The sequence below is a fragment of the Nonomuraea sp. bgisy101 genome (assembly GCF_057708945.1).
This window is the reverse complement of the sequence record NZ_JBYITD010000047.1, coordinates 47,628-68,102: the sequence shown is the minus strand read 5'-3', so window position 1 is coordinate 68,102 and position 20,475 is coordinate 47,628. Positions and strand designations below refer to the sequence as shown.

General features: G+C 71.7%; 19 protein-coding genes. 11 read left to right on the top strand and 8 right to left on the bottom strand.

What is annotated here, in order from left to right:
• The 3 genes from AC3EO4_RS49440 to AC3EO4_RS49430 all read left to right on the top strand — a co-directional run.
• Window positions 1-329 (top strand): hypothetical protein (locus tag AC3EO4_RS49440; protein ID WP_431902991.1); only part of this gene is annotated, 329 nt, incomplete at its 5' end.
• A gap of 37 nt (window positions 330-366) precedes the next feature.
• Window positions 367-1,797: an aldehyde dehydrogenase family protein gene (locus tag AC3EO4_RS49435; RefSeq protein ID WP_431902995.1), complete on the top strand. Its 1,431-nt coding sequence runs from the start codon at window positions 367-369 to the stop codon at window positions 1,795-1,797.
• Between the two features lie 43 nt (window positions 1,798-1,840).
• On the top strand, window positions 1,841-4,501 hold the full coding sequence (locus AC3EO4_RS49430) for an acyl-CoA dehydrogenase family protein (RefSeq protein WP_431902990.1): 2,661 nt from the start codon (window positions 1,841-1,843) through the stop codon (window positions 4,499-4,501).
• A 279-nt stretch (window positions 4,502-4,780) separates the two neighbouring features.
• On the opposite strand, the gene AC3EO4_RS49425 is transcribed toward AC3EO4_RS49430, so the two are convergent.
• The 3 genes from AC3EO4_RS49425 to ligD all read right to left on the bottom strand — a co-directional run bounded on the left by AC3EO4_RS49425 (window position 4,781) and on the right by ligD (window position 7,072).
• Window positions 4,781-5,467, bottom strand: a complete 687-nt coding sequence (locus AC3EO4_RS49425; RefSeq protein ID WP_379573993.1) for a class F sortase — start codon at window positions 5,465-5,467, stop codon at window positions 4,781-4,783.
• The gene (locus AC3EO4_RS49420; protein WP_379573992.1) at window positions 5,460-6,005 is read right to left on the bottom strand and encodes a hypothetical protein; all 546 of its coding nucleotides are present in this window, start codon (window positions 6,003-6,005) and stop codon (window positions 5,460-5,462) included. The genes AC3EO4_RS49425 and AC3EO4_RS49420 overlap by 8 nt, the downstream gene beginning before the upstream one ends.
• A 68-nt stretch (window positions 6,006-6,073) precedes the next feature.
• A complete protein-coding gene (gene ligD, locus AC3EO4_RS49415; RefSeq protein WP_379573991.1) occupies window positions 6,074-7,072 on the bottom strand; it encodes a non-homologous end-joining DNA ligase in 999 nt (332 codons plus the stop codon).
• A gap of 354 nt (window positions 7,073-7,426) precedes the next feature.
• Here ligD and msrB point away from each other — a divergent pair, with 354 nt between their 5' ends.
• Window positions 7,427-7,828 carry a peptide-methionine (R)-S-oxide reductase MsrB gene (gene msrB, locus AC3EO4_RS49410; protein WP_379573990.1) on the top strand — a complete coding sequence of 134 codons (402 nt, stop codon included), beginning with the start codon at window positions 7,427-7,429 and terminating at the stop codon, window positions 7,826-7,828.
• 2 nt (window positions 7,829-7,830) lie between these two features.
• Here the strand turns inward: msrB and AC3EO4_RS49405 are convergent, their stop codons facing one another.
• The 4 genes from AC3EO4_RS49405 to AC3EO4_RS49390 all read right to left on the bottom strand — a co-directional run bounded on the left by AC3EO4_RS49405 (window position 7,831) and on the right by AC3EO4_RS49390 (window position 11,362).
• A complete protein-coding gene (locus tag AC3EO4_RS49405) occupies window positions 7,831-8,478 on the bottom strand; it encodes a hypothetical protein (protein WP_379573989.1) in 648 nt (215 codons plus the stop codon).
• A gap of 101 nt (window positions 8,479-8,579) precedes the next feature.
• Window positions 8,580-9,284 (bottom strand): hydrogen peroxide-dependent heme synthase, encoded by a 705-nt coding sequence (gene hemQ / locus AC3EO4_RS49400; RefSeq protein WP_431902986.1) that lies wholly within the window; start codon window positions 9,282-9,284, stop codon window positions 8,580-8,582.
• A 4-nt stretch (window positions 9,285-9,288) separates the two neighbouring features.
• Entirely contained in the window at window positions 9,289-10,701 is a 1,413-nt protein-coding gene (hemG, locus tag AC3EO4_RS49395; protein ID WP_379573987.1) for a protoporphyrinogen oxidase, read from the bottom strand.
• Window positions 10,702-10,720: 19 nt separating this feature from the next.
• Window positions 10,721-11,362: a class I SAM-dependent methyltransferase gene (locus AC3EO4_RS49390; RefSeq protein WP_431902984.1), complete on the bottom strand. Its 642-nt coding sequence runs from the start codon at window positions 11,360-11,362 to the stop codon at window positions 10,721-10,723.
• A 146-nt stretch (window positions 11,363-11,508) separates the two neighbouring features.
• Here AC3EO4_RS49390 and AC3EO4_RS49385 point away from each other — a divergent pair, with 146 nt between their 5' ends.
• A complete protein-coding gene (locus AC3EO4_RS49385) occupies window positions 11,509-12,636 on the top strand; it encodes a DUF4349 domain-containing protein (RefSeq protein WP_431902983.1) in 1,128 nt (375 codons plus the stop codon).
• A gap of 342 nt (window positions 12,637-12,978) precedes the next feature.
• The gene (locus tag AC3EO4_RS49380) at window positions 12,979-13,749 is read left to right on the top strand and encodes a sulfite exporter TauE/SafE family protein (RefSeq protein WP_431902981.1); all 771 of its coding nucleotides are present in this window, start codon (window positions 12,979-12,981) and stop codon (window positions 13,747-13,749) included.
• Here AC3EO4_RS49380 and hemE read toward each other — a convergent pair.
• Window positions 13,738-14,766, bottom strand: a complete 1,029-nt coding sequence (hemE, locus tag AC3EO4_RS49375) for a uroporphyrinogen decarboxylase (protein WP_379573983.1) — start codon at window positions 14,764-14,766, stop codon at window positions 13,738-13,740. The two genes, AC3EO4_RS49380 and hemE, sit on opposite strands and share 12 nt — an antisense overlap.
• Before the next feature lie 612 nt (window positions 14,767-15,378).
• Here hemE and AC3EO4_RS49370 point away from each other — a divergent pair.
• The 5 genes from AC3EO4_RS49370 to AC3EO4_RS49350 all read left to right on the top strand — a co-directional run bounded on the left by AC3EO4_RS49370 (window position 15,379) and on the right by AC3EO4_RS49350 (window position 20,465).
• Window positions 15,379-15,972, top strand: a complete 594-nt coding sequence (locus tag AC3EO4_RS49370) for a DUF3000 domain-containing protein (protein WP_379573982.1) — start codon at window positions 15,379-15,381, stop codon at window positions 15,970-15,972.
• Window positions 15,969-17,264 (top strand): ribonuclease D, encoded by a 1,296-nt coding sequence (locus AC3EO4_RS49365; protein ID WP_379573981.1) that lies wholly within the window; start codon window positions 15,969-15,971, stop codon window positions 17,262-17,264. The genes AC3EO4_RS49370 and AC3EO4_RS49365 overlap by 4 nt, the downstream gene beginning before the upstream one ends.
• Window positions 17,265-17,332: 68 nt before the next feature.
• Window positions 17,333-18,472 (top strand): Gfo/Idh/MocA family protein, encoded by a 1,140-nt coding sequence (locus AC3EO4_RS49360; RefSeq protein ID WP_431902979.1) that lies wholly within the window; start codon window positions 17,333-17,335, stop codon window positions 18,470-18,472.
• A complete protein-coding gene (locus tag AC3EO4_RS49355; protein WP_379573978.1) occupies window positions 18,469-19,632 on the top strand; it encodes a dihydrodipicolinate synthase family protein in 1,164 nt (387 codons plus the stop codon). Before AC3EO4_RS49360 ends, AC3EO4_RS49355 begins: the two co-directional genes overlap by 4 nt.
• The gene (locus AC3EO4_RS49350; protein ID WP_431902978.1) at window positions 19,629-20,465 is read left to right on the top strand and encodes a sugar phosphate isomerase/epimerase family protein; all 837 of its coding nucleotides are present in this window, start codon (window positions 19,629-19,631) and stop codon (window positions 20,463-20,465) included. Before AC3EO4_RS49355 ends, AC3EO4_RS49350 begins: the two co-directional genes overlap by 4 nt.
• Window positions 20,466-20,475: the final 10 nt, after the last annotated feature.

Sequence of the window (20,475 nt, the reverse complement as noted above, 5' to 3'; positions counted from 1 at the left end):
TCCCCCCCGGGTTCGCGCCCCGCCGCGACCTCGGCCCCGATTTCGAGGACTCCATCATCGAGTCCTTTCTCGACAAGATGGGCAAGGAGGTCGATCGGCGGGTCGACCAGCGCATCGCCGCCGACGCGGGCCTGGCGAAGCGCGAGCTGAAGCAGCAGCAGAGCGCCGCCGGCATGCGGCTGGCGCTGGCGATCGTCTCGATCGTGATGGGCACGATCGCGACCGTCGCACTCACCGTCGGCGACGCGGGCCTGCTGACGTACCTGGTGGTGTGGGGTGGCGTCGTCCTGGTCAACGCGGCCTTCACGCTGGGGTCGCCGCGCCGCTAGCCGTCTTGCATCAAGCAAGCATATGCTTGGTCGCGTGATGGAGTATCGCAACCTCATCGGCGGCAGGCTCGTCTCCGCGGCCGACGGCCGCACCATCGACTCGGTCAACCCCGCCACGGGCGAGGTCTGGGCGCGGATCCCCGCCGGCGGGAAGGCCGACGCCGACGCCGCCGTGGCCGCCGCCCGCGCGGCGCTGCCTTCGTGGTCGGCGATGCCGGCCCTCGGCAGGGCCCACTTCCTGCGCAAGGTCGCGGCGGTCTTCGCCGAGCACGCCGAGGAACTCGCCAGGATCGAGACCCGCGACAACGGCCGCATCCTTCGCGACACCCTCCACAGGGACCTGCCCGGCATGCGGTTCCTGTGGGAACTGGCCGCCGGGCAGGTGCTCGACGCCGTCAAGGGCGACACCGTCATCCTCGGCCCCGACAGCCTCGGGCTGACCAGGCGGGAGCCGTACGGCGTGGCGCTGGCGATCATCCCGTGGAACTCCCCCGTCTCGACGTTCTCCGCCAAGGCCGCCTTCGCGCTGGCCGCGGGCAACACCGTGATCGTGAAACCGGCCGAACAGGCCAGCGCCTCCGTCCTGCGCCTGGGCGAACTGCTGGCCGAGGTGCTGCCGCCCGGCGTGCTGAACCTCGTCTCCGGCATGGGCGAGGACGTCGGCGAGGCGCTGGTACGGCACCGCGGCGTCAACAAGATCAGCCTGACCGGGTCCACGCAGACCGGCATCGCGATCACCCAGGCGGCCGGCATCAAGCCGCTCACCTTCGAACTGGGCGGCAAGTCGCCCAACATCGTCTTCGCCGACGCCGACCTCGACGCCGCAACCGAGGGCGTCACCGTCAACTCCATCTTCACCGGCAACGCGGGGCAGGTCTGCGCGGCCGGTTCGCGCATCCTCCTGCATCGCGACATCTGGGACGAGATGCTCGAACGAATCACCGCGGCGGCCTCCCGCATCGTGCTCGACGACCCGCTCGACCTGGCCACCACGATGGGCCCCATCGTGTCGGCGGGACAGTACGAACGAGTCGTCTCCTACCTGGAGATCGCCGAGAAGGAGGGCGCCGCACTGGTCTTCGGCGGGACGACGGGCGCCGCGGTGGTGCCGAGCCTGCCGGGCGGCTACTGGGTCGCGCCGACCCTCTACACCGCCACCGACAACAAGCTGCGCGTCTGCCAGGAGGAGATCTTCGGGCCCGTCGCGGTGGCCATGCCGTTCGAGAGCGACGAGGAGGCGCTGGCCATCGCCAACGATTCCGCCTACGGGCTGGCCGCGGGGGTGTGGACACGCGACCTGGGCCGCGCCCACCGGTTCGTGCGCGACCTTGAGAGCGGGACGGTGTGGGTCAACACCTTCCGGCAGATGCCGCCCGGCCTGCCGTTCGGCGGGGTGAAGGACAGCGGCTACGGCCACGACGCGGTGCTGGAGTACACCAGGGAGAAGGCCGCGATCATCAACCTGTGAGGGGCCCTGGCCACTGACCGAATAGGGTTCTAGATTCGGTCGCATGGCGATCGCACTGACCGAGGAACACAGGGCGCTGGCCGAGTCCGTGCGCGGGCTCGTGGCGCGCGACGCCTCCCACGGGGCGCTGGCGGCGCAGGGAGTGCTGGGACTGCACGTGCCCGAGACGGCGGGCGGGCAGGGGTACGGTCTCCTCGAGCTGGCGGTCGCGCTGGAGGAACTCGGATCCGCGCTCACACCCGGGCCCTTCCTTCCCACGGTGCTGACGTCGGCGGCGATCACGTGGTCGGGGCGGTGCGGGTCGCTGCTGCCTGGCCTGGCCGACGGTACGGTGACCGCCGCCGTCGTGCTGGACGGGCACGGGCTCGGCGCGTCCGACGCCGACCTGTTCCTGGTGCCGGTCGCGGAGGGGTGGGCGGTACTGGACCGGGCGTCGGTCCGGGCGACGGCCGTCGAGGGGATCGACCTGTCGCGGCCCCTGACACAGGTGGCCATCCTCGCGCACACCGGACCCCCGTCCCCCACCGGGCCGCCTCCACAGGCCGAACCGCACGGACAGGCCGAACCGCACGGACAGGAGGGATCGCCCGGACAGGAGGGGTCACCCACGCGGACCGGATCCCCTGCGGGGACCGCATCGCCCTCGCAGCCCGCATCCCCTGCAGCGGCCGGGGCGTCATCGCAGGCCTCGCCTTCACGGGCCGAGACGCCTTCACACGCCGAGACACCTTCACACGCCGGGGCGATGGACGGGTGGGAGGCGCCCGCGTCGCGGGTGCTGGGCGCGGTGCCGGTGCGGGAGCTCGCCGCGGTGCTGCTCGGCGCGGAGGCGTGCGGGGTGGCCGCGTGGGCGGTTCGCACGGCGTCCGACTACGCGAAGGTCCGCGAACAGTTCGGGCGGCCGATCGGGCAGTTCCAGGGCGTCAAACACCGGATCGCGGCGGCGCTGGTGGCGCTGGAGCAGGCCCGTGCCGCCGTCTGGGACGCCGCCCGCGCCCTGGACACAGCCCACTCCCAAGCCTCCACCTCCGCCCCGGACACCCGCCACGCACAAGACGCCGAGACCGCTCCGGACAGCTTCCCAGCGCAAGCCTCCATCTCCGCGCCGGACATCGGCCGCGCACGAGACACCGAGCCCGCGCTGGGTGACGACCTGCGGACCAAGACCGACGCCGGCCGACGCGGAGGCGGGCAGAAGGCGCTCGGGCAGGACACTCAGGGTTCGACGAACCTTCCGAACGCGATCGTGCACGACGCTCGACACTCGACGGACCGCCCAGAGGCGCTCGGGCACGGAGCGCAGACGGTGGAGGAGGGCGCGACGACGCTCGAACCGGCGGCACCACCAACGGTGGGCGTGGCAGCACTCGACACGGCGACACCACCAGCGGTGGGCGTGACGGCGCTCGACGCGGCGGTGCGACTGGCGGTGGGCGTGGCGGCGGTGCTCGGGCCCGACGCGGCCGTGCGATGCGCGGCGGACGCGATCCAGGTGCTGGGTGGCATCGGCTACACCTTCGAGCACGACGCCCACCGCTACTACCGGCGCGCGCTGTCCCTTCGCATGCTGGCCGGCGACCCCGGCGTCTGGGCCGAGGAGGTCGCGGAGCTGGCCGTCGGCGGAGCGCGCAGGACCATGGAGCCCGATCTGCCCGCCGAGGCGGCATCCCTGCGGGAAGAGATCAGGACGCTCGCCGGGGACCTGGCGCGGGAGGAGCCGCCGGCGAGGCTGGGGAGGTTCGCGCGCGAAGGATGGATCATGCCGTACCTCCCCGAGCCGTGGGGACGCGCCGCCTCCCCGCTGGAGCAGGTGATCATCCATCAGGAGTTCAAGGGGCTCAGGCGGCCCAACCTGGGCATCGCCGCGTGGGCGGTGCCGTCCATCGTCCGGTACGGCACGCGCGACCAGCAGGACAGGTTCCTGCCGAAGACGTTCACCGGCGAGATCGTGTGGTGCCAGCTGTTCAGTGAGCCGGGAGCGGGATCGGACCTGGCAGGGCTGGCGACCAAGGCCGTGCGGGTGGAGGGCGGCTGGTCGATCAGCGGGTCGAAGATCTGGACGTCGCTCGCGCAGTACGCGCACTGGGGCATCTGCCTGGCCCGCACCTCGCCAGGCAAGCCGAAACACGATGGGATCACCTACTTTCTGGTGGACATGTCAGCGCCGGGGGTGACCGTGCGGCCACTGAAGGAGATCAACGGGGAGGAGATCTTCAACGAGGTCTTCCTCGACGACGTGTTCGTGCCCGACGACCTGGTCGTCGGGGAGGTGGACGGGGGCTGGCGGGTCGCCCGCGACACGCTGTCGCACGAGCGGGTGGCGCTCGGGGACTCCTGGGGTCCCGGGTCGCAGCACACGGACATGGTGAAGCTCGTCCGGCGGCTTCCACGGCTGCGGCAGGCCCAGCTCGAGCAGGTGGGCCGGCTGTGGGCCGAGGGGCAGGCGATCTCGGCGCTGGGGCTGCGGGTGACGCTTTCGCAGCTGGCGGGGACGGACTCGGGAACGGCATCCAGCGTGCGCAAGCTGCTCGGGATGCGGCACGCTCAGGCGATCTCGGAGTTCTGCTGGTCGCTGGCGCCCGCCGATCCGCACTGGAACAGGATGATCCTGACGACCCGCGCGTTCACGATCGGCGGGGGGACGACGGAGGTCCAGCTCAACATCGTCGCCGAGCGCGCCCTCGGCCTCCCCCGCGACCCCTGACGCCCCTTCCCCTGCGCGTCCTCGGAGCCATGAGCAACCGGGCCATGTCGCTCCACACCGGAGCAGCGGCCCCACCCGACGCCGGTGGCGGCCGTCCTTCGCAGGGCAGCACCGCCAACCCCGGTCCCGGCTCTCGTCCCACAGTACGTGGCGGATGTCACCGCCCGAGGCCTGTGGCTCCTTCTGACGCGGGTGGCGGGCGTCCTGCAGGGAATCGAGAGGCCGGAACCGGTGGAGGTGGCCGGCGAAGAGCGGGGCGACGCGGCGGTGCCGGTGATGTCAGGACTGGGGGTGGTAGGCGTGGGCCAGGTGCGCGTAGACGATGGTGTTGTCCTTGTAGCTGTGCGCCCGCCGGTCGAACGCGCCCCCGCACGTCACGAGCCGCAGCCCCGCGTACTTCACCTTCCCGAACACCTTCGTGCTGGGAAAGCCGCTCTTGGGCACCTGCTCCACCCGGTCCACCACGAAGATGGCCACCGATCGGTCGGCCCGCATCACCTGCACCTGGTCGCCCCGCTTGATCAGTCGCAGGTTCGCGAACACCGCGGGACCGGTGCGGGTGTCCAGGTGCCCGGTGATCACGGCGGCGCCCCGCGCGCCCGGCACGGGCGCGTACCGGTACCACCCTGCCACGTTGGGGTGGTCGAGTGGCGGGTTCTCGATCGCGCCCTTCGCGTCGAGGCCCAGCTCCATGAGGGGCGCCGACACGCCGAGCTTGGGGATGTACACCGCCGTCGGACGGGTCGTCCTCATCGGCTTGGCGGCCTTGCCGACCAGCACGTCGGGCGATTCGGTCAGCGACGGCGCGCCGACCTTGGGCAGCGCCGACGAGGCCGTGGCGGAGACGGGCTCCGGCTGCGGCGAGCCCACCATGCCGGTGACGCCGAACCAGATCAGGGCCACTCCGGCGAGGGACACCAGCACGGCCCCCGTCATGATCAGCTTGTGCCCAGGCGGCTTAGCCACTCCGCCGTTCCGCGGCAGCCGGCCGTTCGGAGGCGCCGCGCCGTACCGCGAAGCCCGCGAGCCCCGCTCCGGCCAGCAGGGCCGCGCCGCCGGCGGCGAACGGCAACGTGGGGTCGCCGGGCGCGAGCCCGCCTGCGCCGGTCTGCGGCGGGCCTTCGGGGATGCGGTGCTTGTCCTCGTCCACGGGCTTCCATGGCGCTTCGGGGCGCGGCGGCTCGGCAGGACCCGGCGACCAGCTGTCCTGGGGGGCGGGCGCGTTGGACCACGTGTCCTGGGGCGCGGGCGCGTTCGACCAGGTGTCCGACGGGATGGGGACGTTGGGCAGGATGTCGTTCGGGTTCGGCAGGTGAGGCGACTTGATGTCGGGCTGCCACGGGTCGCCCGGGTCGCCGCCCTGCACGGGGTCGTCCTCGCACGCCAGGATGAGCAGTTTGCAGTCGGCGGCCATGGCGGTTCCCACGCCCGCCACCATGGTCACGCCGCCGACGATGAAGGCCGTCACCGCTCCCGCGGCGGCGAGCCGTCGTGCTGATGCCATAGCCATAGTCCGAGAGCCTCCCGAACTATTGGACCAGGCGTCAAGTAATGTGATTCAAGTGATACAAGTCACTCATCCCTGGCCTTGCTGGGCTGTACCCGCTTCGGCTCGCCCGGCATCTTGGGATAGTTCGGCGGGTACGGCATGTCGCCGCGCTCGTCCTTGTCGTACCACTCCAGCAGCGTCTCGATCGAGAACGCCCGCTCGTCGATGTCCTTGTGCACGTCGCCGACCCTGGCGAAGCGCTCGGGCATGGTTCTGATGTCGAAGTCGCCAGGCTCGGCGTCGGCCAGTTCGTCCCAGGTGAGCGGCGCGGAGACGGGCGCGTGCGGCTTGGCGCGGACCGAGTAGGCGCTGGCGACTGTCCTGTCCCTGGCGTTCTGGTTGAAGTCGATGAACACCCGCTCGCCGCGCTCCTCCTTCCACCAGGCGGTCGTCACCAGGCCGGGGTCGCGGTCCTCGACGGCCCTGGCCAGCGCGATGCCCGCGTGCCGTACCTCGACGAAGTCCCAGCGGGGCTCGATCCTGACCGCGATGTGCACTCCTCTGTTGCCCGAGGTCTTCACGAAGCCGGTCAGCCCGGCCTCGGCCAGCACCTCGCGGGTCAGGAAGGCGGCACGGCGGGCCGCGTCGAACTCCAGGCCGGGCTGCGGGTCGATGTCGATGCGCAGCTCGTCGGGGTGCTCGACGTCGGCGGCGCGCACCTGCCACGGGTGGAAGTCGAGCGTGGCGAGGTTGGCGCAGTAGGCGATCGAGGCCACCTCGGTGACCCTGAGCGCCTCGGCCGTTCGCCCGCTGGGGAAGGTCACGGTGACGGTCTGCAGCCAGTCGGGATGCTTGGGGGGCATCCGCTTCTGGTAGATGGCCTCGGTCTGGACGCCGTCCGGGTGCCGCTTCAGGTGCGTGGGGCGGTCAAGGAGCGCCCGCAGGGCCCCTTCGCCCACGCTGACGTAGTACTCCACCAGCTCCCGCTTGGTGGCTCCGATCTCCGGAAAGTACACCTTGTCGGGATTGGTGACCTTGACGGTACGGTCCCCGACCTGCAGCTCGATGAAAGGCGACGCCATGGGCTGAACCTACCCCGAATCGGCTCATGACGCCCCTGACCCGGCCGATCGGCCGAGGAAGGGAGCGGGTGGGTCCGCCCTGGAGTGCCACGGTGGCGGGACCGGGCACTCGACAGGACGAACCTGACGACCGCCCGCCTTCACGCCGCGCCGGACGCTGGCGCATCGTCCGGCCGGCCTCGACGGGCCGCCTGCGCGCAGTACGGGCATATCTGCGCAGCGGCGACGACCCCAGGCGAGCGATCTCACCCCTCTAGGGATGTGAAGTCCACCCCCACACCGACAAAGACGCAGAAACACCCCACAAAGGATGCTTCCGAGGAGAGATTTTTCCGCGCCGCATAAGGTAGAAGCATGAACAAGGTGGTCAAGAGCGAGGCCGAATGGCGCTCGCAGCTCACTCCCGAGGAGTACCACGTCCTCAGGGAGGCGGGCACCGAACGACCCTTCAGCGGGGAGTACGTCGACACCAAGGCCGAGGGCGTCTACTCCTGTCGCGCCTGCGGCGCCGAGCTGTTCAGGTCCGACTCGAAGTTCGAGTCGCACTGCGGATGGCCGAGCTTCTTCGAGCCGTCGAAGTCGGAGGCCGTGACCCTGATCGAGGACCACAGCCACGGCATGGTCCGCACCGAGGTCCGCTGCGCCGCCTGCGATTCCCACCTGGGTCACGTCTTCCACGGCGAGGGCTACCCGACGCCCACCGACGACCGCTACTGCATCAACTCGATCTCGGTACGGCTCGAGCCCAAGGACTAGCGTCAGTCAGGCTCGGGGTGGGTGACGCGGCAGTCGCCGTCGTCGGGGCCGAGGACGTTGGCGAGGACGGGGTTGCCGTTCTCGCCGTACTCCGCCTGGACGAAGACCACGGGACTGTCCTCGCCCGCCTCCCGCAGATACTCGAGCCCACGCTCGCACAGCGTGATCGCCTGCGCGGAGTTGTGCGCCGACTCCGGCAGGTCCGTGTAGATGCGCAGGTAGCCGCCCACGGTCCGGATGTCCTTGAGCCGCTTGGCCGCCTTGTCGCCGGCGCCCCAGCGCTTGTGGAAGTACTCGGCCGCCTTCTTGTCGGTGTGCTCGGACCCGTCGCCCGCGCCCGACGCGCTCGCGGGGGCGGCCGGCGGCGCTGGAGGCGGGCTCAGCGTGGCGGCCGCCGCGCTCGCCACCACCCTGCCGGCGCCTCCCTGCCCCACGGGAGAGGGCGTGCCCCTGGTGAAGGGGACGACGGCCACGGCGCCGGCGGACTGCTGCGGGCGCTCCCGCCCGAACACCCCGCCACCGGCGACCAGGCCGACGGCCAGCAGAGCCGCCCCGGCGACCGCCCCCTCCAGCACCCACGGCCCGCGCTTCTTGCGCCGCCGCCCATGCCGCCCGCGCCTGGAGCGTGCCAGGCCGCCGTCTTCAGCCACCCTTTGCCTCACTACGACAGGGGATTTGGCCTGATTATGGCAAAGGAGTGGCGATCAGTCGCGGAAGACGGCAGAACCGGCAGGCGAGCGCCTTTACAAAGTCAGGGCAGCGCCGTGATCAGCTCGCCGACCGGCTTGCGGACCCCGGTGTAGAACGGCACCTCGATCCTCGTGTGCCGCCTGGCCTCGGCGCCGCGCAGGTGCCGCATGAGGTCGACGATCCGGTGGAGCTCGTCGGCCTCGAAGGCCAGCATCCACTCGAAGTCGTTGAGTGCGAAGCAGGCCACCGTGTTGGACCTGACGTCGGGGTACTCGCGGGCCATCATGCCGTGCTCGGCGAGCATCGTGCGCCGCTCGGAGTCCTCGAGCAGATACCACTCCAGCGACCGCACGAAGGGGTAGACGCACACGTATCGCCTTGCCTCCTCATCGGCGAGGAAGGCGGGGATGTGCGACTTGTTGAACTCGGCGGGCCTGTGCAACGCCATCGCCGACCAGACCGGCTCGCTCAGCCGTCCCAGTGTGGTGCGCCTGAAGCGCGCGTAGACGTCCTGCAGGTCCTCGGCCGTCGGCGAGTGCCACCAGAACATGTAGTCGGCGTCGGCGCGGAAGCCCGCCACGTCGTAGCAGCCGCGCGTCACGACGTCCTTGCCGGCGACCTGCTCGAGCAGCTCGTTGACCTCGTCGGCCATGCCCTCACGGTTGCCCGGGCACTGCTCGGTGGCCTTGAACACCGACCACATCGTGTAGCGGATCACCTGGTTAAGGTCGCGGGCCTTGGGCCGCTGGGTCGTCCCCTCAGTCATGCGGTCATTCTCCCCTGTCCCCCAGGTGGTCCAGTATCCGGGCCGCGGCGCCGCGGGCGGTCGAGACGCACGCGGGCACGCCGAGCCCGTCGTAGGCCGCACCGCAGACCGCCAGCCCCGGCTCGACGGCCACGGCCGCGCGGACGCGGGCCACGCGGTCGAGGTGGCCGACGTTGTACTGCGGCAGCGATCCGCCCCACCGGCTGACACGGCTGTCGAGCGGCAGCCCGCGCACGCCCACGACCTCGCCCATCTCGGCCGAGGCCAGCGAGACCAGCTCGGTGTCGTCGCGCTGGAGCACCTGCTCCTCGCCGATGCGGCCGATGGAGCAGCGCACCAGGACGACCGAGGGGTCGGACTCGACCAGGTGCGGCCACTTCACCGAGGTGAACGTGGCGGCCTTCACGGCGCGGCCTTCGACGGGCGGCACCAGGTAGCCGCTGCCGGTGGGCGGCTCGGGGAAGGCGGCCGCCGGGTAGGCGAGTGTGACGATGGCCATGCTGGAGTACTCGATCCTGGCCAGCTCGGTGGCGGCCTTCGGCACGGCGTCCATGAGCAGCCTCGAGGCGGGGGTCGCGGGCACGGCGACGATCACCGCGTCGGCCTCGACGATCTCCGGCCTCGGGACGGGCCCGGTGACCAGGCGCCAGCCTTCCTGCGTGCGCCGCAGCTCCCTGACCGTCACGCCGGTCCTGATGTCGGCGCCGGAGGCCTTGGCCACCGCCTCGGGCAGCCTGCCGAGGCCGCCGCGCAGGCTGGTGAAGACCGGGCCCGCGTCCTTGGGCGTCTCGTGCACGATGTCCCTGACCGCGCCGAGCAGCGACCGCTCCGAGCGCGCGGCGGTGGCGATGCGGGGCATCGTCGCCTCCAGCGACAGCATGTCGGCCCGGCCCGCGTAGACGCCGCCCAGCAGCGGCTCGACCAGCCGTTCGACGACCTCGGCTCCCATCCGCGCCCTGATGTAGGAGGCGACGGACACGTCGCTGCGCACCAGCGTCGCGGGCAGCACCTGGTCCAGCGGCACCCTGAGCAGCCCGCCGGGCGAGATGATGCCCGATCTGGCCAGCTCGGTCAGGTCGCCTGGCACGCCCATGACCTGGCCCCTCGGCATCGGCCGCAGCGCGCCCCTGGTGTAGATGGCCGCCTGGGTGGTGCCGGGGTCGACCAGGTCCGCGCCGAGCCCGACCATCCTGGCCAGCTCGATGCCCTCGGGCCGCCTGGCCAGCATCGACTCGGCGCCCTCGTCCACGCTGACGCCCGCGACCTCAGAGGCGTGCAGCTTGCCGCCCACCCTGGGACCGCCCTCGAGTACGGTCACCCGTACCCGCTCCCCGCCGCCCTGCCTGAGGAACCACGCCGCGGCCAGCCCCGAGATGCCACCGCCGACGATCACTACATGCCGTTGATTCCCTTCCACGTCTCCTGACGCTACCGCCTCACACCCCCGCCCCTGCGAGACGGTAGGAGCTGACGGCGAACGGCCGCCCGTGCCCGGCGTCGACGTGCTCCCCGATCTTGCTCAGCATCGGGTCCCCGTCGAGGAACCTGTGGAGCCGGCGCGCCTCCGGCCACGGGTGCGTCACGACCAGCGTGCCCCGCGGCGCCAGGAACGAGCGCAGCCGTTCGGAGGCCAGCCTGAGCCGCTCCTCCCTGCCGACGTAATAGAGCGTCTCGGCGCAGAAGACCAGGTCGAAGCGGCCTCCGGGGTCCTGGTTGAGGAAGTCGGCAGCGGCGAAGGCGGCCCTGCCTCCCGCCCGGGCCGCCGCCCTCGCGACGGCGCGCTGCGAGACGTCCACACCCACCACGTCGGCGCCGGGGTAGGCGTCGGCGGCCAGCAGCGTGAACGTGCCCTCGCTGCACCCCACGTCCAGGATCCTGCGGAAGTCGCCGCCGCCCACGCTCCTGAGCGTGGTGTCGTACTTGGCCGCTTCGTAGGGGTCGACGGAGTGCCGCCACGGGTCGGGCCTGCGGTGGAACCAGTCGAAGTACCGCTGCAGGAAGCGGCCCTGCCCGCCCGCGGGCAGCAGTGACATCGTGCGGAAGAACGTCCTGTGAAGCCGGTCAGGAAGCGTACGCATGATTCCAGCCTGTGCGACGCGACGCCGGGATCATCGTGCCCCAGGAGGATTTCGCCTCTCGTCCCAGGGTCCTGCCGTGATCGGGAGGAGTGCCGAACGTGACGACTTCGTGACGGCATCGCGCGGGCCGCGCCCGTCTCACGGATATGACCAGATTTCGGTACGGCATGGCGTTAACGGTGGCCGGCGTCGCGCTCGTCCTGTCCGGCTGCGGTGGCGGTCCCTCCGCCGACCGCATGGACTCCGGAGGAGGCGCGCCCGCAGCCGCACCCGTCGAGAAAGCGAACGAGGCGACGGCCGGGGACTCCGACCAGGCGGCCGGCAAGCAGATCGCGATCGCGCCCGAGCAGCGCTCGATCATCTACGTGGCGGAGATGACGGTCCGCGCCAAGGATGTCACGAAGGCGAGCGAGCAGGCCAAGCAGTTGGTCACGGGGGCGGGCGGCTACCTGGCCAACGAGCAGTCGGACGCCTTCGACGGCAGCGAGGGCAGCTCCACGCTGGTGTTCAAGATCCCGCCGACGGCGTACCAGGGGCTGCTCGACCGGCTGGGCAAGGAGCTCGGCAAGCGGGAGTCGCTGCGGCAGAACACCACCGACGTGACCGAGGAGGTGGCCGACGTCGCCAGCCGGCTGAAGTCGGCCGAGCAGGCGCTGGCCTCCATGCGCACGCTGCTCACCAAGGCGACCACCGTCGGCCAGGTGATCGAGGTCGAGCGGGAGATCGCCACGCGCGAGGCGGAGCTGGAGTCGCTGCAGGCCAGGCAGAAGGCGCTCAACTCGCAGGTGTCGATGGGGACGCTGACGCTGCGCCTGATCGGCCCCGTGGCGACCGTGGTCGAACCCTCCGACGAGCCCGCGGGCTTCCTCGGCGGCCTGAAGGCCGGATGGTCGGCGCTGGTGAGCTTCGTGAAGATCCTGCTGACCGTGATCGGCGTGCTGCTGCCGTGGCTGGTGCTGATCGTGCCGGTGGTCGTCGTCATCCTGCTCCTCGTACGGCGGGGCCGTACCCGGCGCCCGGCCGCCCCTGGTCTCGTGGTCCCCAGCGGCCGACCGCATCCTGTGCCAGGAAACGACGCATCGTCGGCCCGCGGAACCCGCCCCGGTTCTGAGAGCGAGACACCGTCGCCCCGCGCGACCCCGGAGCCCGCGCTGCAGGACCACGATGTGCCGTCGCCTCAAGGAACCTCGGCGCACCCGGAACCGGGAAAGGACGCGCCCGTGGCGGGCGGGGGGTCGCGGCCTCAGCCCGAGAACGACTCGCCCGCGTCCTGACACCGCCCAGGTCGGCGAGCAGCCGGCCGCTCGCTGCCCGGCGGTCGCGTCACCGCACGTGACCGCCGGCGCGAACGTGGGCCACGCGAACCCTCCGCGAGGCCGTTGAGGGCGGTCCCGGGACTGGTGTGCAGCGGTGGCCGGCCGTGACCCCGTGCGATCCCGTCGTCTCGAGACCGCCGGCCTCCACGTCGGGTGCGTCGGCACAGCGGGCCGGTCGGCCTGCGCGGGCCCGGGCCGCCGTCGCACACCGGATCCACCCGCCCAACGGGCGCACAACGCTCGCCCAACGGCCGCCTGGGATCTTCCTGGCGGGGGCCATGGCCATGCGGGGGGACGCGGGTGGAGACCGAGCTGATCTTGTTACTGCTGGCCGTCGCGCTGGCGGCGGGCTGGGTGGACGCGGTGGTGGGCGGAGGAGGACTGGTCCAACTGCCGGTGCTGCTGCTGGCGCTGCCCGCGGCGCCGCCGCCCGCGGTGCTGGCCACCGACAAGCTGTCGTCCATCTCCGGCACGACCGTGTCGGCGGTGGGCTTCGCGAGGAGCGTCCGCATGGAGGCCAGGGTGGCGGTGCCCGCGACGGCGCTGGCGATCGCGCTGTCGGGGGCGGGGGCGCTCACCGCGGGACGTGTTCCGTCCGAGCTGTTCAGACCGTTCGTGCTGGTGATGCTGGCGCTGGTGGCGGCGCTGGTGATCGCCAGGCCCGGCCTGGGCACGCGGGAGAGGCGGCGGCCGGCGCGGCGGCGCAGCGTCGTGGCCGCCGTCCTGCTGGTGGGGGTGGTGCTGCCGTTCTACAACGGCCTGGTGGGACCCGGCACGGGGGCGTTGATCCTTTTCGCGCTCACCACGCTGCTGGGCCTGGACTTCGTGATGGGCTCGGCGACGGCGAAGGTCGTCAACGTGGGCGCCAACCTGGGCGCGCTGGTGGTCTTCGCCGCGCACGGCCAGGTGTTCTGGCTGCTGGGGCTCGCGATGGCGTCCTGCAACGTGCTGGGCGCGCGCCTCGGCACCCGTACGGCGCTGCGCAGGGGCGCCGCCTTCATCAGGGCGACGCTGCTGTGCGTGGTCGCCGCCCTGATCGTCAAGCTGGGCCTGGACCAGCTACGCCTCTGACGTGAAGGAGTGGACCAGGTCGGTCAGCCTGCGCAGCTGGTCGGGGTCGGTGGAGGGCAGCACCCCGTGGCCGAGGTTGAACACGTGGCCTTCGGCGGCGCGCCCGCGCTCCAGGATCTGCCGTGCTCTGGGCTCGACGGCCTCCCACGGGGCCAGCAGGATGGCGGGGTCGAGGTTGCCCTGCAGCGCCTTGCCGGGGCCGACGCGGCGTGCGGCCTCGTCGAGCGGCACCCGCCAGTCGACGCCCACGACGTCGGGCCCGGCCTCGCCGAGCACGCCGAGCAGCTCGCCGGTGCCCACGCCGAAGTGGATGCGCGGCACCTCGGGCACGGCCGCGAAGATCCGCTGGGTGTACGGCATGACGAACTCGCGGTAGTCGTCGGGCGCGACCGCGCCCACCCACGAGTCGAACAGCTGGATGGCCGAGGCTCCCGCGCGGATCTGGACCCTGAGGTGCTCGATGACGATGCCGGTCAGCCGGTCCATGAGCGCGTGCCACAGCGCGGGCTCGCCGTACATCATGGCCTTGGTGTGGTCGTGGTTCTTGGAGGGTCCTCCCTCGATCAGGTAGGACGCCAGCGTGAAGGGCGCGCCGGCGAACCCGATCAGCGGCGTGCCGCCCAGCTCGCCCACCAGTGCCTGGATCGACTCGGTGACGTACGGCACGTCGTCCGGCTCCAGCGGGCGCAGCGCCTCGAGGCCCGCGTGGTCGCGGATCGGGTCGGCGATGACGGGGCCGACGCCCGGCTTGATGTCGAGGTCGACGCCGATGGCCTTGAGCGGTACGACGATGTCGCTGAAGAAGATGGCGGCGTCGACGCCGTAGCGGCGGACCGGCTGCAGGGTGATCTCGACGATCAGGTCGGGCCGCGCGCATGCGGTCAGCATGGGCACGCCCTCGCGCACCTTGAGGTATTCGGGCAGGGACCGCCCGGCCTGACGCATGTACCACACGGGGGTGTGCGGGACGGGCTGGCGGCGGCAGGCGCGCAGGAAGGCGGAGTCGGCGAGATTCACTGTTCAAGGGTGCCACGCCATGGTGGTGGTCGCTCCACCGGCGCTAATCGGAAACATACGCACGCCATGCCTAAAGTCACGATCAGGAGTCGAAGAAGAGGTTTAGAGCACTTCATCCCTTTAGCGCGGGCGTGCCCTCCGGACACGGCCCCGCCACCGGCCCGGCCCGGGTACAGTTCCTGTCACGGTCACCCCGAAATCCCCTCTCGACTGGACCAAATGTTCCCCAATCCACCGCGCGTCATCGATTACCGCCCCACTTTCAGGACACGCCGAGCGCGTTGCGCGGAATTGTCAGCGCGGCATGCCAACGTCGGAGCCACGTCCGCGAAGAAAGGCTCCGTACCGATGACCGCGTTGTGGAGTTCCCCCGAGCGCCGCAGTGAGCACTGCCCCTCATGCGCTGGTGAGAGGCTGTTCGAGCAGCCGCCATGCATGGAGGGACACCAGGAGTGCCCGGAGTGGGCGTGCCTGGAGTGCGGCCACGCGTTGCTCATCGCTCCCTTCGAACGGGCGGCCGCCGCCGCTCGCCCGCTGACGGTCGCGGCTTGATCGGCCTCGATGAGCACCCCCGTGGTCCCCATGCGACCCTCCTCGACCTACGCTTCGGCTATGACCATCGGTGACGCGCCACCGGCCCCCGCCGCTTTCAGGCGGGCGGTCGAGAGCCTGCGCGCGGCCGAGGTCAGGCCGGAGATCGAGCTGGAGGACCTGCCCGCCCCTCAGCGGCTGGCACCGTTCTCCGCGGCCATCGGCGCGTCGGTCTATCGTGAGGATGAGGAGCTGGCGGTCGGCAGGTTGATCCTGCTGTTCGACCCTGAGGGGCAGCGCGGCTGGGAGGGGCAGTTCCGCCTGGTCGCCTACGTCAGGGCCGACATGGAGCCGGAGATCACCTCCGATCCGATGCTGGGTCCCGTCGTGTGGAGCTGGCTGACCGAGGCGCTCGACTCACGCGAGGCGGGCTACCGCGCGGCGGGTGGCACGGTGACGCGTGCGGTCTCCGAGGGATTCGGCGACAAGGCCGACGATCCCGTCTCCACCGAGCTGGAGCTGCGCGCGTCGTGGTCTCCCGCCGAGGAGGACCTCTCCGGCCACGTCGCCGCCTGGTGCGATCTGATGTGCCTGGCGGCCGGCATCCCACCGCTACCACCTGACGTGGCCACGATGCCGCGCCGACGCGAAGATCCGGAGTCCACCAGGCCGTGACCGAACGTAGTGAGGGCACCAGCAGGCGCACCAGCCCGGCTCATGAGGCCGATGGAGGAGACCTCCAGAGCCAGGAGAACAGCGTCGTTCCCCTTCTCGAGCCACGGGAGGGGATCCCGCCCGTCATCGCCTCGGAAGAGGGGCTGACCAGGGTGGTCGAGGAGTTCGCCAGGGGCAGCGGCCCCGTGGCGGTCGACGCCGAGCGCGCCTCGGGCTACCGCTACGGCGGCAGGGCCTACCTCGTGCAGCTGCGCCGCGCGGGCGCGGGAAGCGCGCTGATCGACCCGATCGTCTGCCCCGACCTGTCGAAGCTCGACGAGGCGGTGGCCGACGCCGAGATCGTCCTGCACGCCGCGTCGCAGGACCTGCCCTGCCTGGCCGAGGTCGGGTTCAGGCCGCGGCGGATGTTCGACACGGAGCTGGCGGGCCGGCTGCTCGGCTACGAGAGGGTGGGTCTCGGCACGATGGTCGAGACGGTGCTCGGGCTGCGCCTGGAGAAGGGGTACTCGGCCGCCGACTGGTCGACCAGGCCGCTGCCGGAAGACTGGCTCCGCTACGCGGCGCTCGACGTCGAGGTGCTGGTCGAGCTGCGTGACGTGCTCCACGACGAACTGGTCGACAGCGGCAAGCTGGAGTGGGCGCAGGAGGAGTTCGCGGCGGTGCTCGCGACGCCGCCGCCCGCTCCGCGCTCCGATCCGTGGCGGCGCACGTCGGGCATCCACAAGGTGCGCAACGTCAGGGCGCTGGCGATCGTGCGCGAGCTGTGGACCATGCGCGACCGGATCGCCCGCGACGGCGACATCGCGCCCGGCAGGGTGCTGCCGGACGCGGCGATCATCACCGCGGCGCTGGAGATGCCGCGTACCAAGAAGGCGCTGACCGACATCACCGCCTTCACCGGGCGGGCCGCCCGCCGCCACATGGCGGCCTGGCTCGACGCCGTGCACCGCGCCCGCACGCTGCCCGACTCGGAGCTGCCGGCGCCGAGCACGCCCGGCGACGGCCCGCCGCCCGCCAACCGCTGGCCCGACCGGGATCCCGTCGCGGCCAAGCGGCTGGCCGCCGCCCGCTCGGTCGTGGCCGCGCTGGCCGACGAGCACAGGATGCCGACGGAGAACCTCCTGCAGCCTGACGCCGTGCGCAGGCTCACGTGGGAGCCGCCCGCCGAGATCACCGAGGAGACGGTCGTCGAGCGGCTGCGCTCGCTGGGCGCCCGGGAGTGGCAGCTGGGCCTCGTCGGCCATCCGCTGGCCAAGGCGCTCGACCGGCTGGAGACCAAGGGCGCCGTCTAAGCCGCTTGACGGCCCGGCTCTCGCGGTCGTACGGTCATTGGGAAAGCGCTTTCCTTAGGAGAGGTCACATGAGCGTGCGCACGATCAGTGTCGCGATGAACGGCGTCACCGGCCGGATGGGCTACCGCCAGCACCTGGTCCGGTCGGTCCTGGCCATCAACGAGCAGGGCGGCGTGACCCTCTCCGACGGCGGCAGGGTCATGCTGCGGCCGATCCTCGTGGGCCGCAGCGAGGCCAAGCTCGCCGATCTGGCCGCCAGGCACGGCATCGCCGACCACACCACCGACCTCGACGCCGCGCTCGAACAGGCCGACGTCTACTTCGACGCCCAGGTCACGCAGGCGCGGGTCAAGGCGGTGCTGAGGGCTATCGAGGCGGGCAAGCACATCTACGCGGAGAAGCCCACCGCGGAGACCTACGCCGAGGCCGTGGCCCTGGCCGAGGCGGCCGCCGCCAAGGGCGTCAAGAACGGCGTCGTGCAGGACAAGCTGTTCCTGCCCGGCCTGCTCAAGCTGAAGAGGCTGATCGACGGCGGCTTCTTCGGCCGGATCCTCTCGGTGCGCGGCGAGTTCGGCTACTGGGTGTTCGAGGGTGACTGGCAGAGCGCCCAGCGGCCCTCGTGGAACTACCGGGCCCAGGACGGCGGCGGCATCATCCTCGACATGTTCCCGCACTGGCACTACGTACTGGAGAACCTGTTCGGCGAGGTCGAGTCCGTCTACGCCAAGGCCGTCACTCACATCCCGACCAGGATGGACGAGCGGGGCGAGCCGTACGAGGCGACCGCCGACGACGCCGCCTACGGCATCTTCGAGCTGTCCGGCGGCGTCATCGCGCAGATCAACTCGTCCTGGGCGGTGCGCGTCAACCGCGACGAGCTGGTGGAGTTCCAGGTCGACGGCACGCACGGCAGCGCCGTCGCGGGCCTGCGCGACTGCCGCGTCCAGAGCCGCGCCACGACCCCCAAGCCGGTCTGGAACCCCGACCTGCCGGTCACCGCCCGCTTCCGCGACGGCTGGCAGGAGGTGCCCGACAACGCCGACTTCGACAACGGCTTCAAGATCCAGTGGGAGCTGTTCGTCAGGCACGTCGTGGAGGGCGCGCCCTTCCCCTACGACTTCGCCTCGGGCGCGCGCGGCGTGCGGCTGGCCGAGCTCGGGCTGCGCAGCTCGGCCGAGGGCCGCAGGATCGCGGTGACGGAGCTGTGAGGATCGACCTGCCTGGCGGCGCCTACACGCTGAGCGACCCCGTCACCTGGCCGGTCGTCGACCGGCCCGCCACCAGCCGCGTCGTCTACGCCGCCGCGCACGTGGTCGCCGACCCGATGGGCGACAACACCCCCGGCTCCCCCGCCGCGGTCGACTGGGACGCGACGCTGCGCTTTCGCGGGCACCTGTGGTCGCATGGCCTGCGCGTCGCCGACGCCATGGACACCGCCCAGCGCAACATGGGCCTGGACTGGGCCGCCACCCGCGAGCTGATCAGCCGCAGCGCCGCCGCGGCACGCGCCTTCGGCGACCCGGCCGAGCTGGTGGCCTGCGGCGCGGGCACCGACCACGCGCCCGGCGCCGGCACCCTCGACGAGATCACCGCCGCCTACACCGAGCAGATCGAGACCGTGCAGGCCGCCGGCGCCGGCGTGATCGTGATGGCCTCGCGCCGGCTCGCCCGTGTCGCCGCGGGGCCCGCCGACTACCACCGGGTGTACGGCAAGCTGTTCGGCGTGGCCGACCGGCCCGTCATCCTCCACTGGCTGGGCGAGATGTTCGACCCCCAGCTGGCCGGATACTGGGGCTCGCACGACGTCGCCAAGGCCACCGAGTCCTTCCTGGAGCTGATCCACGCCAACGCCGCGATGGTCGAGGGCGTCAAGGTGTCGCTGCTGGACGAGGCGCACGAGGTGGCGCTGCGGGCGGCGCTGCCGCCGGGCGTCAGGCTCTACACCGGCGACGACTTCAACTATCCGTCGCTGATCAGGACGGGCTCGCACGCGCTGCTGGGCATCTTCGACGCGATCGCGCCCGCGGCCGCCGCGGCCCTCCAGGTGCTCGATTCCGCCGAGGCCGCCTGCACCCCCGAGGCGCGCGACCGGCTGCTGGCCCACTACGACGAGATCCTTGCCCCGACCGTCCCGCTGTCGCGCAAGATCTTCGAGACGCCGACGTACAACTACAAGACCGGCATCGTCTTCCTGGCCTGGCTCAACGGACACCAGGACGCCTTCGCCATGGTCAACGGCGCCCAGGCGGCCAGGTCGCTGCCCCATCTGTGCGAGGTGTTCAGGCTGGCCGACCAGGCGGGACTGCTGGCCGACCAGGAGCTCGCCGTACGGCGGATGCGGGCGCTGCTGGCGGTGAACGGGCTGTGAAGCTGTCGCTCAACCAGTGGACCACCAGGCGGTGGACGGTGGCCGAGGCCGTCGAAGGATGCGTACGGCACGGCGTCGAGGCCATCGGGCTGTGGCGGCAGGAGGTGGCGGCACAGGGGCCGGCCGAGACGGTCAAGCTCGTCGGCGACGCCGGCCTGCGGGTGTCGTCGCTGTGCAGAGGTGGCTTCCTGACCGGCGGTTCACAAGAGGCCATGGACGACAACAGGCGGGCGATCGACGAGGCGGCCGAGCTCGGCGCGGCCTGCCTGGTGATGGTCGTCGGCGGTCTGCCGGGCGTCCCCGCGGGCCAGGGGCCCGGCGAGGGGTTCTCCCGCAACCTGCCGGCGGCGCGGGAGCGGGTGGCCGAGGCGCTGACCCTGCTCGCCCCCTACGCCGGTGAGCGCGGGGTACGGCTGGCGCTGGAGCCGCTGCACCCGATGTACTGCGCGGACCGGGCGGTGCTGTCCACGCTCGGCCAGGCGCTCGACCTGGCCGAGCCGTACCCGGTGGATCAGGTGGGGGTCGTGGTCGACACCTTCCACGTGTGGTGGGACCCCGAGCTGTTCGCGCAGATCGCGCGAGCGGGGGCGCGGATCGCCTCGTACCAGGTGTGCGACTTCCTGCAGCCGCTGCCCGCCGACGTGCTGCTGGGCAGGGGGATGATGGGCGACGGCGTGATCGAGTTCGCGCCGATCACCCGGGCGGTGCGGCAGGCGGGCTACGCGGGGGACGTGGAGGTGGAGATCTTCAACGCCGACGTCTGGGCCGCCGACCCTGACACGGTGATGTCCACGATGAAGGACCGCTTCGCCTCGCTCGTCCTCCCGCTCTGACCCCGGCCCA

Coding starts and splice junctions, on each gene's coding strand:
- AC3EO4_RS49435 (WP_431902995.1), top strand. CDS start 367: ATGGAGTATCGCAACCTCATCGGCGGCAGGCTCGTCTCCGCGGCCGAC.
- AC3EO4_RS49430 (WP_431902990.1), top strand. CDS start 1,841: ATGGCGATCGCACTGACCGAGGAACACAGGGCGCTGGCCGAGTCCGTG.
- AC3EO4_RS49420 (WP_379573992.1), bottom strand. CDS start 6,005: ATGGCATCAGCACGACGGCTCGCCGCCGCGGGAGCGGTGACGGCCTTC.
- ligD (WP_379573991.1), bottom strand. CDS start 7,072: ATGGCGTCGCCTTTCATCGAGCTGCAGGTCGGGGACCGTACCGTCAAG.
- msrB (WP_379573990.1), top strand. CDS start 7,427: ATGAACAAGGTGGTCAAGAGCGAGGCCGAATGGCGCTCGCAGCTCACT.
- hemQ (WP_431902986.1), bottom strand. CDS start 9,284: ATGACTGAGGGGACGACCCAGCGGCCCAAGGCCCGCGACCTTAACCAG.
- AC3EO4_RS49390 (WP_431902984.1), bottom strand. CDS start 11,362: ATGCGTACGCTTCCTGACCGGCTTCACAGGACGTTCTTCCGCACGATG.
- AC3EO4_RS49385 (WP_431902983.1), top strand. CDS start 11,509: ATGACCAGATTTCGGTACGGCATGGCGTTAACGGTGGCCGGCGTCGCG.
- AC3EO4_RS49370 (WP_379573982.1), top strand. CDS start 15,379: ATGACCATCGGTGACGCGCCACCGGCCCCCGCCGCTTTCAGGCGGGCG.
- AC3EO4_RS49360 (WP_431902979.1), top strand. CDS start 17,333: ATGAGCGTGCGCACGATCAGTGTCGCGATGAACGGCGTCACCGGCCGG.